This is a genomic window from Stenotrophomonas sp. YJH_SMC_120, from assembly GCF_059368675.1.
The window spans coordinates 19518-32989 of record NZ_JCAFRY010000012.1; the positions used below are offsets into that span (position 1 = coordinate 19518).

Consider the following 13472-nt stretch of genomic DNA (forward strand, 5'->3'; position numbering starts at 1 on the left):
CCACCCCCATGGAATGCCCGATGCGCCGGTTGCCCGCCCTGTCCCTGCTGGCCTGCCTGCTGCTGGCTGCCTGCGATCGCGCACCGGCGCCGGCCAGGACCGAAGCTCCCGTGCCCGCGGCCGATCCGGCCCAGGCCGTACTGGGCGCCAGCCAACGCTTTGCGGCCCTGGGCAGTTTCCATGCCGAGCTGGAGGTGCTGGGCGCGCCGCAGCCGGTGCGCAGTGCCATGGACTTCGTCGCCCCCGACCGCTTCCGGGTGCAGACCCCGGGCGGGCCGCAGACGATCATTGGCGACACCATGTTCCTGCAGGCCGACGGTGCGATCCGCCAGGTTCCCACCCCGCCGGGCCTGCTGGAGCAGTGGCGCAACCCCTTGCCGGCCGACGCCCTGACTGCCGAACTGCAGGCCGAAGACCTGGGCAGCCAATCGCTGGATGGAGTCGAGACCCGTCACTACCGCCTGCGCGGCGCGCAGGCCGGCGAACGCCTGGAGTACTGGGTGGACGCCCAGGGCCTGCCACGGCAGATCGTGCGCAGCGGCAGCAGCAATGGCCGCAATTTCCAGCTGCGCCTGCGCTACTCGCGCTTCAACGACCCGGCATTGCGTATCGATCTGCCCTGAATAGGCGTCCGCGGCAACGTCTGCTGAAGCGCGCCTTGGATCGATTCTGACCGCCATCACGCTTCCAGTATCATCACCGGCTGTCAACCGCTTCGGAGAAGCCCCGATGTCCCTGCGCGTGTCCCTGCTGATCCCCCTGCTGCTGTGCGCGCCGCTCGCGTATGCACAGGATGCCTCCGAACTGGCGGCGATGTCTTCGCCGTGGAGCGGCAGTGGCGGCGAGCTCGGCTTCGCCTCGGCACGCGGCAACAGCAGCACCGAGAGCTTCAACGGCCGCCTGCGCCTGCGCTACACCGACGGCGATTGGGTGCACAGCATGGACCTGGCCGGCCTGCGCTCCAGCTCCAAGGTGACCGAGACCCGCGACGACGGCACCACCACCCGCCGCAACAACACCACCGCCAACCGCTACACCGGCAGTGCCGGCAGCGCGCTGCAGCTGGGCGAGCACCGCCAGCTGACGGCCACGGTGCGTACAGAGCGCGACGACTTCGCCACCTACGACCGCCAGAGCTCGTTCGGTCTGGGTTACGGCACCCGCCTGTGGAACACCGAGCGCTTCTCGTTCGACGCGCAGATCGGCCCCGGTGTGCGCCGCACCCACAGCACCGAGGACGACCGCACCCGCACCGGCATGATCGGCCGCGGCCTGTTCGACATGAAGTACTCGCTGACCGACAACACCGACCTGGTCAACACCCTGCTGGTCGAATCCGGTTCGTACAACACCTTCGGCCAGAACGACTTCGGCGTGTCGGTGAGCATGAACGAGCACCTGGCGCTGAAGGCCGGCTGGCAGGCGCGTTACAACAGTGACGTGGCCGAGGACAAGCGCAAGACCGATACGCTGACCACGATGAACGTGGTCTACAAGTTCAAGTAAGAAACGGGCGCCAAGGGCTCCCGTTCTTCTTCCGGTGGTGCCGGCCGCTGGCCGGCACGACCTGCGATGGCTCAGACGTTCAGCAGTTCGCCGGCACCGGCATCCAGCAGCATCTTCGCCACTTGCTGGCCCAGCGCTTCCGGATCACTGCCTGGGCCCACGGCTTCGGCGCGCACCGCACGGCCGTCGCTGGCGCTGCCAACCAGCCCCTGCAGGTGCAGGTCATCGCCCTGCCACTGCGCGATGGCCGCCACCGGCACGTGGCAGCTGCCGTGCAACGCACGATTCATCGCCCGCTCGGCTTCCACGCAGGCACGCGTGGCCGCGTCATCAAGCGGGGCGAACAACGCCATCAGACGCGCATTGCCACCATCGCACTCCACCGCCACCGCGCCCTGCGCCGGGGCCGGCAGCCACTGCGGCGGTTGCAGGCGCGCGACGATGCGCTCGCCGAGACCCAGACGCTCCAGGCCGGCCACGGCCAGCACGATGGCGTCGTAGCCACCGTTGTCGAGTTTGGCCAGCCGGGTGTTGACGTTACCGCGCAGGTCGAGCAGTTCCAGGTCCGGTCGCAGCGCGCGCAGCTGCGCCTGGCGACGCAGCGACGAGGTCCCGACCCGCGCACCGATCGGCAGCGCGTCCAGCGAGGCGTACAGGTTGGAGACGAAGCCATCGGCGGGATCGTGACGGGTCAGCATTGCCGGCAACGCGAACGGCGCATCCAGTTCCATCGGCACATCCTTCAGCGAGTGCACCGCGCAGTCGGCCTCACCGCGCAGCATGGCCAGCTCCAGCTCCTTCAGGAACAGGCCCTTGCCACCGATGGCGGCCAGCGAACGGTCGAGCACTTCGTCGCCGCGGGTGCTCATCGGCACCAGTTCCACATGCAAGCCGGAATGGGCCTGGCGCAGGCGGTCGGCGACGTGTTCGCTCTGCCAGAGGGCGAGCGGGCTCTTGCGGGTGGCGATGCGGACGGTTTCCATCCGGTCATTATCGCGCCTTCGGCGCGGATACGGCCAACGGCGGAGCCCCTCGTGGCTGGTGGAGGGGTCATGAAAGCAACAGCCGCGCGTGGCCGGGCGGGGTGGGCCACGCAGGGGACGCTGCAAGTACGTCCGTGTAAGCTCGGTCGCCGCATCCATGCGGCTCACGCCCCTGCGCAGCCCACCCCGCCTGACCTCTGACAGCTTCAGTGCGCGTCAGCCACGGAAGATCAAAAGAAAAAAGCAGAAGCAAAAGCAACAGCCGACGGCTTCCGGGGTCAGATCCCTTTTCCGCAGGAAAAGGGATCTGACCCCTCTTTCCAAGCCGATAACAACAATGCTCTTGCTGTCCGATGCGTTGAAGAACGAGAGGGTTGGGCCGGGGTGGGGCGGCGGGACCGTTGGCGCCATGGATGGCGCCATCGAGCTTACATGGATGTACTTGCAGCGTGTCCCGCCGCCCCACCCCGGCCCAACCCAGCACGTAGAAACAACGAGCCATGACCCGCTGTTGCTGTTGCTGTTGATTTCATAGCAGTCGCGGCCGCAGGCCGCGCGGGACCACTCACAGATGCCGCAATTCCTGCTTCAGCGTCGCCACGCAGCGGCGGCTGACTTCCAGCGGCTGCTTGCCATGCCGCAGCACCGCCTGCACTTGACCACCCGAGCCTCGACGCAGCTCCACCAGCTCGTGGCGCGCCACCAGGCAGTTGCGATGGATGCGGATGAAGCGGCTGGCGAACTCTTCCTCCAGCGACTTCAGCGACTCCTCGATCAGGTCCTCGCCGCGCGCATGGTGCACCACCACGTACTTCTCTTCCGCCTGCAGGTAGTGGATGTCGTCCAGCGGGATCAGCCGCAGGCTGCCACGCAGGCGTGCGCACAGCATGCTGCGGGCCTGCTGCCCGCCGTTGTCCTGCGGCTGGCCATCGCGGCCGGCCAGGAACGTGCGTGCACGTGCGATCGCTGCGGCAAGGCGCTCGGCGCGGACCGGCTTCATCAGGTAATCGATGGCCGCCGCCTCGAACGCCGACAGCGCATGCGCGTCATAAGCCGTGCAGAACACCACCGCCGGGCGCGGCTCGAAGCTGGCCAGGTGGCGGGCGGCTTCCAGGCCGTCCAGCCCGGGCATGGCGATATCCAGCAGGACCAGGTCCGGCTGCAGCTCCGCGCACGCATGCAGGGCCTGCTCGCCGTTGCCGGCCTCGGCCACCACGTCCACCCCGTCCTGCGCCGCCAGCAGGCTGCGCAGGCGTTCCCGCGCCAGCGGTTCGTCATCGGCGATGACTACCCTCACGGTCGTCCCCTCACTGGATCGGCACTGTCACCTGGCAGGCATAGTAGCCCTCGCTCCAGCCAGCCGTCATCCGCGCGGCGGCGCCGAAGCGCCACGCCAGCCGATGAGCGATGCTGTGCTGGGCATGGCCGGCACCACGCGCCAGCGCCAACCCCGGCGCCTGCGGATCGGGCGCGGGATTGCGCACGCGGATCTGCAGCTCGTTGCCCTCGCGCACCAGCTGCAATTCGATGGTGCCGCCCTCGGGCAGCCGCGAAATACCATGCAGCACTGCGTTTTCCACCAGCGGCTGCAGTACCAGCCTCGGCAGTGGCAGGTCCCACGGCAGCGGCTCATCGCGCTGCCAGCGCACCTGCAGACGCTCGCCGAGGCGCAGCGACTCTATCGACAGATAGCGCTCGGCCAGCTCGCATTCGTCACGCAGGGTGGAGTCGCCCTCGCCCGCACCCAGGGCAGCACGGAACAGATCGGACAGATCCAGCACCGCGCGTTCGGCCACCGCCGGATCGCGATGCAGCAGGCTGGCGATCAGGTTCATGCTGTTGAACAGGAAGTGCGGCCGGATCCGCGCCTGCAGCGCGTCGGCCTGGGCACGCGCGTTGGCCTGCACCTGCACGGCCCAGCGATCGCTCACATAGAAGTAGCGCAGGGCAAGTGCGGCGATCAGTGCCGTGGTTGCCGCACTGCCCAGGGTGAAGCGCCAGAAGCTGATGCCGCGGGCGAAGTTGTCGCCCAGTACCGCGTACAGTGCATGCACGATGCCGGCACAGACCACGGCGATCAGGGTCGCCAGCATGATCGCCGCGACAGCGCCCAGCACCGGCGGCAGCCTCGACAGTGCCTGCCGCAGGAGGCACAGGCTGGCGGTCACCGCCAGCGCCAGCCACAGCGCGAAGCCGCTGGCCGACAGCAGCTCGCCGAAGGTCCAGTGGCGGCTGCCATCGGGCGCCAGCGCCAGCACCACCACCACCAGCTGGGCCAGGCCGAGCATCGCCGCCAGCCGCGGCAGGCGGCACAGTTCCGGCATCCACGGCGATGTGCTGGCCGGGGGCATGGCTCAGGCAGCGCCCAACCGTTCCTGCAGCCAGTCACCCAGCGCCTGGATCTCTTCGGCGCAGACCTGGTGGGCCATCGGGTAGCTGTGCCACTCCACCTGCAGGCCCAGCGCCTGCAGGGCCTGCGCGCTGTGTACGGCCACCGCCTGCGGAATCACCGGGTCGCTGCTGCCATGGGCCATGAACACCGGCACCTGCACCGCACCGTCAACGCGACGGGCACTGTCGGCCTCGGGCAGATAGGTGGACAGGGCGATCAGGCCGGCCAGTGGCGCGGTGCGCGCCAGCGCGGCGGTCAGGATGATCGCCCCGCCCTGCGAGAAGCCGGCCAGGAAGATCTTCTCCGGCGCGACGCCGCGCTCGATCTCACGTGCGATCAGCGCATCCAGCTGCAGCACCGATTCCTGCACGCCGGCCATGTCGGCACGCGAGCGGAAGTCCATCCCGACGATGTCGTACCAGCCGCGCATCGGTACGCCGTTGTTGATCGTGATCGGCCGCACCGGTGCGTGCGGGAACACGAAGCGCAGCGCCGGCCAGTGCGGACGCACCAGTTCCGGCACGATCGGCGCGAAGTCGTGGCCGTCGGCGCCAAGCCCGTGCAGCCAGATTACCGACCACTGTGGCGAGGCGCCGGTTTCCTGTTCCACCGTTTGCAGCATGATGCGGCTCCTTCAAGTTCGAGCCGCATTATGCCGCTGGTGCAGGGCCATCAGTACAGCGGCGATTGCTCGGCGGCTTCCCGGCGCAGCTGCGCGGCGCGCACCAGCACCGGTGGCGGAATGTTCTCTTCGGGGATGTCGAGCAGGCCGAGGCGATGCAGGAAGGCACCCGGGCCGCGCGAGGAGGTCAGCGCCACCACCGGAACGGCCAGCACCATGCCGATCACCACCGGCGCCATCCAGGCTGCCAGCGACGGCGACACCGCCCACGCCAGCACACCCATGAACGCACCAAACACACCCAGCCCGCCGTAGCCACGGATCAACGCCATCCACGAGATGCCACCATCGTCACGCTGCTGTGCGTCCCAGCCGGAATCGCGGCCGGACAGCACTTCGGCCACGCCGCGCGACTGCACGTACATCACCACCGGTGCCATCAGTGCGGCCAGCACGGTCTCCACCAGCATCGACACGAACGCACGGATCGCACCGCCGCAACCGCGGCGGTCGACAGGGTCCAGCAGCATCGCCAGATAGCCCAGCACCTTGGGCAGCAGCAGCACGGCCATGGTGGCGGCGAACAGGCGCACCACCTGCTCCTCGTCCTGGGCCCGCCAGTACACGCTGGGTGACAGGTGCAGCAGGGCGTTGAAATCGATGCCTTCCTGGAACAGCGGGATCGCAATGCCGATCAGCATCAGCATCGCCCACATCGGCGCGGTGAAGTAATGGCCGATGCCGATCAGCATGTGGGTGCGGCTGATCCAGTGCAGGCCACGGCTGCCGACCACCTTGCCGTGCTGCAGGTTGCCCTGGCACCAGCGACGGTCGCGCACCAGCAGGTCGGTCAGGGTCGGCGGGCCTTCTTCGTAGCTGCCCCCCAGGTACGGCACCATGTGCGCGGCCCAGCCGCCACGGCGCATCAGCGCTGCTTCGACGAAATCGTGGCTGAGCACGTGGCCGCCGAACGGCTTGCGCCCCGGCAGCGCTGGCAAGCCGGCGTGGTCGGCGAAGGCACGGGTGCGGATGATGGCGTTGTGGCCCCAGTAGTTGCTCTCGGCGCCATGCCACCAGGCCACGCCACGGGCGATCACCGGGCCGTACACGCGACCGCCGAACTGCTGCATGCGTGCGAACAGGGTGCGGCCACCAATCACCGAGGGCAGGGTCTGGATCAGGCCGACATCGGCGTTGTGTTCCATGCCGGCCACCAGGCGCACGATGCTGTCGCCGGTCATCAGGCTGTCGGCGTCCAGGATCAGCATCTGCGGGTAAGCGCCACCGAAGCGGCGCACCCAGTCGGCGATGTTGCCGGCCTTGCGCCCGCTGTTGTCGCCACGGCGGCGGTAGAACAGCCGCGTCTGGCCGTCCGGCACGCGCTCGCGCAGTTCGGCGAATACCTGCTCCTCGGCGCGTGCGATGTCCTCGCGCCGGGTATCGCTGAGCACGAAGAAGTCGAAGCGTTCGAGCTGGCCGGTGGCGGCCACCGACTCGTAGATCGCCTGCAGGCCCGCCAGCAGTCGGCGCGGATCCTCGTTGTAGGTCGGCATCAGCAGCGCGGTGCGGCTGTGCACGGTCGGCAGCGGCTTGTCCGGGTCGATGCCAAGGCGATAGCCACGGTCGAACACGGCGGTCAGGAAGCCGGCCACGGCGCTGGCGAAGGACAGCGCGATCCAGGCAAACAGGCCGACGAACAGCACCAGCAGGCAGGCTTCCAGCACGCTGATGCCATTGGCCGACAGCACCCGCCACATCATGCGGGTGGCGATGGCGGTCATGGCCAGGGTGCCGCCGAAGATGTAGAACCGGCGCAGGCCGATCAGGCGTGGCGAGGTACGGTGCCGACGGACCTTCAGCTTGCCTTCGCGCAGGGTCTGTTCGGGCATCGGCAGCGGAGATTCGGCCGGCAGCAGCGCCCAACCGGCGTCGAGCCGGGGCGCATCCGCTTCCGCGTGGATGGCTTGACCCCCCATCACCGCTTACTCCCCACGATCGGCATGGCCGGCCGTCCCGGCCGGGCTGTATGCGCGAAGGTTCCCGGCGCGCCCTCCCGGCGCCCGCACTTGTCCTGGCTGTACCGGCCCTTGGCCGCACAGTCGCTGTCTGTCACTACCGGAACCCACACGATCTCCAACGGGGCGGAATCGAAAATGCGGCCCAGTCTAGGGCGCCGGATGTAAGCCGAGTGCGAAGGTCTACGCCGGGATTTATCCCCATTCAGCAAACAGCAGGCGATGGCGGACCGCGCAGCGGAATGTCGCTTCGTGGCACCGGGTACTGGATCGTAACAAACGCGAACGGTTATCATTTCATTAACCAGGCAGGTCGCCGTCCTCCGTACGGCCGAGGCCCACCCAGCTGCGCCGGCCCGAACCGTGCGCCCTACGACCCATGGAAGGGGGGGCCTGCCTGCTTGTCTGCGTGTGCCCGCTGCTTCCATCCGGTCCCCCCTCATTCGATGGAAGCCGTCATGTCCCAGCCGTTCCGCTCCCGTTCCGCGCGCCTGCCGCGCACCCGCCTGGCCAGTGCCCTGGCCACCGCCTGCCTGCTGGCCCTGCCCGGCGTGGCCGCTGCAGAGGCCAGCGCCGATGCCTCCACCAAGGACCTGGATACCGTGGTGGTCACCGCCTCGGGCAACCAGCAATGGATCAAGGATGCGCCGGCCAGCATCAGCGTGATCAGCCGCGAGGACATCGCGCGCCAGCCGGTGCACGACCTGGCCACCCTGCTCAGCCGCGTGCCCGGCGTGACCGGTGGCCTCAGTGCGGTTGGCGAGCAGTCCAAGATCAAGCTGCGCGGCATGCCGTCGAACTACACGCTGGTGCTGGTGGACGGCAAGCGCATGGGCAGCTCGGCCTCGACCAACTACCGGCCGGACCTGGGCCGCCAGGACCTGAACTGGATCTCGCCCGACCAGATCGAGCGCATCGAAGTGGTGCGCGGACCGATGTCGTCGCTGTATGGCTCCGACGCCATGGGCGGCGTGATCAACATCATCACCCGGCGCATCGGTGATGACTGGAGCGGCAGCGCCACCCACAGCTATACCCGCCCGGGCGATGGCAAGCGCGGCGACACCCAGCAGATCGGTGCGACGTTCTCCGGCCCGCTCGGCGAGCGCTTCGGCCTGCGCATCGGTGCCAACAGCATGCGCCGCGATTCGGATCGCTCCAATGGCGGTGTCTACGGCAACGCGTATGCAGGCGAGAAGGACCGCAATGTCGATGCGCTGCTGCAGTGGAAACTGAGCGACGCGCAGGAACTGTCGCTCGAAGCCGGCCATGGCGTGCAGCAGGCCTTCATCGACGCTTCGCTGGAAAAGCAGGATGAAGGCGCCTGGGGTGCCAGCGAACTCAAGCGCAGCTCGCTGGCGCTCAACCACGATGGCAAGTGGAGCTTCGGCAATTCGAAGATCAGTGCGTACTGGACCGAGTACAGGAACGACATCGGTGCTACCGGCCGTTCCGAAGCCACCGATACGATCATCGAGGGCAGCCTGACCACGCCGTTCACCCTGGGCGTTGAACATCAGTTCGCCGTGGGCGGCCAGTGGAAGCGCCAGGAGCTGACCAACACCGACACCATCGGCCGCGCGCCGATCGACTATGCCGGCAATGCCGTCAGCGGCTCCGATCTGGAAGTGGATACCTGGGCCCTGTTCGTCGAAGACGAACTGAAGCTGCACCGCACCCTGGCACTGACCCTGGGCGCGCGCCTGGACCACCATGAGACGTTCGGTGGCCACGTCAGCCCGCGCGCCTACCTGGTCTGGCATCCGGCCGAGCAATGGACCATCCGCGGTGGCGTTTCCAAGGGCTTCCGCGCCCCCAGCCTGACCGAGAACTCCGCCAGCGCCGCCACCCAGTCCGGTGGCCGTGGCTGCACCTCGCTGATTCCGCTGGGCTATACCCGCGGCGGCTGCTACATGGCCGGCAACCCGGACCTGGACCCGGAAACCAGCACCAACCGCGAAATCGGCATCAGCTTCGACAACGATCTGGTCGATGCCGGCCTGACCTACTTCCACACCGACTTCAGGAACAAGATCGAGTACGCACCGCTGGGCAGGTTCAACGGCATCTGGTGGACGCGGATGAGCAACGTGCAGCGCGCACGCACCAGCGGCATGGAAGGCAGCTTCAATGTCCGCTTCGGCGAGCACTGGCGCTGGCGCACCTCGGCGACATGGATGAAGGAAGCCAGGAACCTGACCACCGGCCGCAACCTGATCGATACCCCCGAATTCTCGGGCTATTCGTCGCTGGACTGGACGCCCGACGCGGTGTTTTCCAGCAGCCTGTCGGCGCAGTACACCGGCAGGCAGGCCGGCACGGCGACGACCTTCCTCAAGGCCTACACGCTGTATGACCTGACCGCCGCCTGGAACGTCAATGAGGTACTGACCCTGCGTGGCGGCGTCAGCAACCTGGCCGACAAGAAGCTGTATGCGGAAGGCTCCACCGATTACTTCGTGGCCGGGCGCAGCTACTTCCTCAGCATGACCGCGCGGTTCTGACCAAGAGCGTCCGCCGCGATCGCGCTGGCGACGGGCCAGCGCGATCGGCGGTGTTGCGGATTACTCGCTTTCCAATGCGGCGGCGGGCGCCGCGCTCTGCGTAGCCGCCGTGCGTGCACGGTCCATCGCCACCGCCAGTTGCTGGCGTGCGAGCAGCTGTTGTGCCTGCACCACTTCAGGTGTCGGCAGGAGCACCGGTCCCGGTGCGTTTTCCGGTGTAGCAGGTGTGGTCATGCAACCTCCATGGACATCCCGCCGCCGCACGGATTCAGCTGGTGCGGCAGCGGAACTGCGCACCCTATCCTAAAAACAAGGCGGGCGGGTGACGGTGCGCGCCCCTGCCACAGCAGCCGGAACAAGGCAGGCGTCACATTTTTGACGGTGACGCTTGGATCCTGAATAGGACTTGTCCTATCATGAAAACGTTTTCTCACAGGGATGTCTCCCCCAATGAATACCACTGACCTGTCCCAGTTCAGCCCGAAGTGGCAGTTCCGCTTCAACTTCTTCCGCCAGCACGGCGCCCCCAAGAACCCCGGCTTCAAGCAGGCCTGGAAGGCGCTGTCCTTTGGTGACCGCCTGAAGATCAACCTGAACTTCTTCGCGTTGTTCTTCGGTGCCATCTACCTGCTGATTCTTGGCATGTGGCGCAAGGCACTGGTGGTGATCGGCATCAACATCGCGCTGGCCATCATCACCATGTTCCTTCCGGACGTCGTCGGGCGCATGCTGTTCATCGCCATGAACCTGCTGGTCGCCTCCAGCACCAACTACAGCTACTACCTGGAGAAGGTGGAAGGACGTACCAGCTGGAACCCGTTTGAAGGAATGTTCTGAGCCATCAGACCTGCGCAGGATGCGCGGCAAGGATGCAACCGACGCCCGGCCCCCGCCGGGCGTCTTCGTTTCCGGGATCAGGCCGCGCGGCGGGCCATGGCCTCCGGTTCGGCCTGCAGGCGGAAGCGCGAGACCGCCACGGCCAGCTGCTCGGCCTGCTCCTCCATAGCCCGCGCCGCGGCGCTGGCTTCCTCCACCAGCGCGGCATTCTGCTGGGTGGTCTCATCCATCTGCACCACGGTCTGGTTGACCTGCTCGATGCCGGCGGACTGTTCACGCGACGCAGCCGAGATCTCGGCCATGATCTCGTTGACGCGCCCCACCTGGCCGACGATGGCCTGCATGGTACGGCCCGCACCGTGCACCAGCTGCGCACCGGCACCGACCTGCGCCACGGATGCGTCGATCAGCTCCTTGATCTCCTTCGCTGCGCCCGCCGAGCGTTGCGCCAGCGCGCGCACTTCGCTGGCGACCACCGCGAAGCCGCGGCCCTGCTCACCGGCCCGCGCCGCTTCCACCGCCGCATTCAACGCCAGGATGTTGGTCTGGAAGGCGATGCCGTCGATCACCGAAATAATCTCGGCGATGCGCTGCGAGGAGGCCTCGATCTGCTCCATGGTCTGCACCACCTGGTTGACCACTTCCCCGCCCTCGCTGGCAACGTCAGCGGCGGATCCTGCCAGGGTATTGGCCTGCAGCGCGTGGTCGGCGTTCTGGCGCACGGTGGAGGTCAGCTCCTCCATCGAGGCGGTGGTTTCTTCCAGGTTGGCGGCCTGCTGCTCGGTACGACGCGAGAGATCGCTGTTGCCCGCAGCGATCTCACCCGCCGCCAGGCGGATGCTGGCGGCCGACTGCTGGATCTGGCCGACGATCTGGGTCAACTGCTGCACGGTGCTGTTGGCATCGTCGCGCATCACCGCGAACACGCCATGGAAATCACCGCGCATGCGTGCGCTGAGGTCGCCGGCGGCAATCGCGCGAAGCAGCGTCGAAAGCTCAGCCAGGTTGTGATCGCTGACCTGCATCATGATGTTGAGGGTCTCCACCATGCGGCGGAAATCGTGGTCGAAGCGCTGGGCATCACCGCGTACAGCGAAGTCGCCGGCCGCCGCGGCGGCGGCCAGCTGCTGGATCTGCTCGTTGATCGCGGCCAGGTTGCTCTTGGTGGTGGCCATCGCTGCGGTGAACACCGCCTTCTCGCCCGGCAGCGCTTCCATGTCCACGCTGAGGTCACCCACCGCGTAACGCTGCATCACCTCGACCAGGCGCTGGGTGACCGCATTGCTGGAAGCCACCAGCTGGTTGCTGTCGGCCACCATGCGGCCGTACTCGCCGGGGAAGGCAGTGGCGTCCATGCGGTAGCTCAGCTCGCCAGCATCGTGGCGGCGCGCCATTTCCGCCTGCGCCGCCATCACCGCCTGCAGCTGCCCGCGCATGCCCTGCATCGCGTCCAGCAGGCGGCCCACTTCATCGTTGCTGCGCGCAGGCAAGGTGCTGTCGAGCTTGCCGGCGGCTACGTCACCCGCCACCCGCACCGCTTCGGCCAACGGGCGGATCGCCAGGCGGCGCAGCAGCACATAGACACCGGCACTCAGCGTCAGCGCGGCCACCACGCCCACCAGCAGCGTCAACCACAGCAGCTGGCGCGCCTCGGCCACGATCACCGCGTGCGGCATCACCACGCCCAGCGCGAAGCGCTGCGGGGCATTGCCCACGCGTAGCGGCACGTAGACGCGCACGTTGCCGGCTGCATCGGGCGTGAAGGCTTCGAACCGGCGGTCGGCGGCGATGTCGGCCAGCATGCTGCGGGTCAATGCGTCGGTGCGCGGCTTGCCGATCTCGGCGGCATTCGCCGAGGCCAGCACCACGCCGTTGGGCGAAAGCAGCTCGACGCGGCCTGCGCCCATCGGCGTCAGCGTCGCCATGTGCTTCTGCAGCGCCGCCAGCGAGAAGTCGACGGTGAACACGCCGAGGAAGGTACCGTTTTCGACGATCGGCGAGCTCAACGTGCTCATCAGCACCTGCTGGCCGGCGATGTCGTAGGCATAGGGCTCGCTGACCTTGGGCAGCTTGTCGCGGCTGGGTACCACATACCAGTCGGCCGAGCCGTCGGCGGCTTCGGTGTAGTCGGTCATGGTCGACTGCTGCGGCTTGCCGTCATGCCAGGCCCAGTAGCTCATGTAGCGGCCGCTGGCATCGTGCATCGCGGTGTTGGCGAACTCGGCATCCCTGCCATCGAAGGCATCGGCCTCCCACATGGTGCTCTTGCCCAGCCACTCCGGGTGGGTGCGCAGCTGCTCGCCCAGCACGGCAGCCAGGCTGGCGCGATCGGGCACGTCGCCCCGCGCACGCTGGGCGAGCACGGCTTCGACCATGGCATCGTTGCTGGCAAACGCCGTGCCCAGGTCGGCGGCGACCTGGCGCGCTTCGGCGTTGGCCTCGCTGGTCATGGTCTGGCGCGAGGCATCGATCAGGCTGGCACTGGCCTGGCGATAGATCAGGAACGCCGTCAGGCCGAAGCACAGCAGCGCGATGACGGCGGTGCCCAGCATCAGCTTGTGGGCGATGCTGCCCGGGCGGCGGGCAGCGGCGGAACGGGAAGAAGGCATGGAG

At 67.7% G+C, this 13472-nt stretch carries 11 protein-coding genes; 4 read left to right on the forward strand and 7 right to left on the reverse strand.

The window, feature by feature from the left end; translation table 11 throughout:
- Nucleotides 1-20 precede the first annotated feature (20 nt).
- Nucleotides 21-623: a LolA-like protein gene (locus AC5P60_RS14360; protein WP_049404108.1), complete on the forward strand. Its 603-nt coding sequence runs from the start codon at nucleotides 21-23 to the stop codon at nucleotides 621-623.
- Between the two features lie 106 nt (nucleotides 624-729).
- Complete coding sequence (locus AC5P60_RS14365; protein ID WP_005411146.1) at nucleotides 730-1506, forward strand: DUF481 domain-containing protein; 777 nt, start codon at nucleotides 730-732, stop codon at nucleotides 1504-1506.
- 71 nt (nucleotides 1507-1577) lie between these two features.
- On the opposite strand, the gene hemC is transcribed toward AC5P60_RS14365, so the two are convergent.
- The 5 genes from hemC to mdoH form a co-directional block, all read right to left on the reverse strand.
- Nucleotides 1578-2489 carry a hydroxymethylbilane synthase gene (gene hemC / locus AC5P60_RS14370; RefSeq protein WP_231522932.1) on the reverse strand — a complete coding sequence of 304 codons (912 nt, stop codon included), beginning with the start codon at nucleotides 2487-2489 and terminating at the stop codon, nucleotides 1578-1580.
- A gap of 565 nt (nucleotides 2490-3054) precedes the next feature.
- On the reverse strand, nucleotides 3055-3786 hold the full coding sequence (locus tag AC5P60_RS14375) for a LytR/AlgR family response regulator transcription factor (protein WP_033833965.1): 732 nt from the start codon (nucleotides 3784-3786) through the stop codon (nucleotides 3055-3057).
- A 10-nt stretch (nucleotides 3787-3796) separates the two neighbouring features.
- Nucleotides 3797-4840, reverse strand: a complete 1044-nt coding sequence (locus AC5P60_RS14380) for a sensor histidine kinase (protein WP_176425397.1) — start codon at nucleotides 4838-4840, stop codon at nucleotides 3797-3799.
- Between the two features lie 3 nt (nucleotides 4841-4843).
- The gene (locus AC5P60_RS14385; protein ID WP_088470150.1) at nucleotides 4844-5503 is read right to left on the reverse strand and encodes an alpha/beta hydrolase; all 660 of its coding nucleotides are present in this window, start codon (nucleotides 5501-5503) and stop codon (nucleotides 4844-4846) included.
- 50 nt (nucleotides 5504-5553) lie between these two features.
- Nucleotides 5554-7479 carry a glucans biosynthesis glucosyltransferase MdoH gene (gene mdoH / locus AC5P60_RS14390; RefSeq protein WP_495201764.1) on the reverse strand — a complete coding sequence of 642 codons (1926 nt, stop codon included), beginning with the start codon at nucleotides 7477-7479 and terminating at the stop codon, nucleotides 5554-5556.
- 497 nt (nucleotides 7480-7976) lie between these two features.
- Between mdoH and AC5P60_RS14395 the strand changes: the two genes are divergently transcribed.
- Nucleotides 7977-10022 (forward strand): TonB-dependent receptor domain-containing protein, encoded by a 2046-nt coding sequence (locus AC5P60_RS14395; protein ID WP_005414558.1) that lies wholly within the window; start codon nucleotides 7977-7979, stop codon nucleotides 10020-10022.
- Between the two features lie 60 nt (nucleotides 10023-10082).
- On the opposite strand, the gene AC5P60_RS14400 is transcribed toward AC5P60_RS14395, so the two are convergent.
- Nucleotides 10083-10256 (reverse strand): hypothetical protein, encoded by a 174-nt coding sequence (locus AC5P60_RS14400; RefSeq protein WP_005411154.1) that lies wholly within the window; start codon nucleotides 10254-10256, stop codon nucleotides 10083-10085.
- A gap of 216 nt (nucleotides 10257-10472) precedes the next feature.
- Between AC5P60_RS14400 and AC5P60_RS14405 the strand changes: the two genes are divergently transcribed.
- A complete protein-coding gene (locus AC5P60_RS14405) occupies nucleotides 10473-10859 on the forward strand; it encodes a DUF2628 domain-containing protein (protein WP_024957921.1) in 387 nt (128 codons plus the stop codon).
- 77 nt (nucleotides 10860-10936) lie between these two features.
- Here AC5P60_RS14405 and AC5P60_RS14410 read toward each other — a convergent pair whose 3' ends face one another.
- Nucleotides 10937-13468, reverse strand: a complete 2532-nt coding sequence (locus AC5P60_RS14410; RefSeq protein ID WP_495201765.1) for a methyl-accepting chemotaxis protein — start codon at nucleotides 13466-13468, stop codon at nucleotides 10937-10939.
- Nucleotides 13469-13472: the final 4 nt, after the last annotated feature.

Bases quoted from the DNA above. Each gene is read 5' to 3' on its own strand.
- AC5P60_RS14360 (WP_049404108.1), top strand. From the start codon at position 21: ATGCGCCGGTTGCCCGCCCTGTCCCTGCTGGCCTGCCTGCTGCTGGCT.
- AC5P60_RS14365 (WP_005411146.1), top strand. From the start codon at position 730: ATGTCCCTGCGCGTGTCCCTGCTGATCCCCCTGCTGCTGTGCGCGCCG.
- hemC (WP_231522932.1), bottom strand. From the start codon at position 2,489: ATGGAAACCGTCCGCATCGCCACCCGCAAGAGCCCGCTCGCCCTCTGG.
- AC5P60_RS14380 (WP_176425397.1), bottom strand. From the start codon at position 4,840: ATGCCCCCGGCCAGCACATCGCCGTGGATGCCGGAACTGTGCCGCCTG.
- AC5P60_RS14385 (WP_088470150.1), bottom strand. From the start codon at position 5,503: ATGCTGCAAACGGTGGAACAGGAAACCGGCGCCTCGCCACAGTGGTCG.
- mdoH (WP_495201764.1), bottom strand. From the start codon at position 7,479: ATGGGGGGTCAAGCCATCCACGCGGAAGCGGATGCGCCCCGGCTCGAC.
- AC5P60_RS14395 (WP_005414558.1), top strand. From the start codon at position 7,977: ATGTCCCAGCCGTTCCGCTCCCGTTCCGCGCGCCTGCCGCGCACCCGC.
- AC5P60_RS14400 (WP_005411154.1), bottom strand. From the start codon at position 10,256: ATGACCACACCTGCTACACCGGAAAACGCACCGGGACCGGTGCTCCTG.
- AC5P60_RS14405 (WP_024957921.1), top strand. From the start codon at position 10,473: ATGAATACCACTGACCTGTCCCAGTTCAGCCCGAAGTGGCAGTTCCGC.
- AC5P60_RS14410 (WP_495201765.1), bottom strand. From the start codon at position 13,468: ATGCCTTCTTCCCGTTCCGCCGCTGCCCGCCGCCCGGGCAGCATCGCC.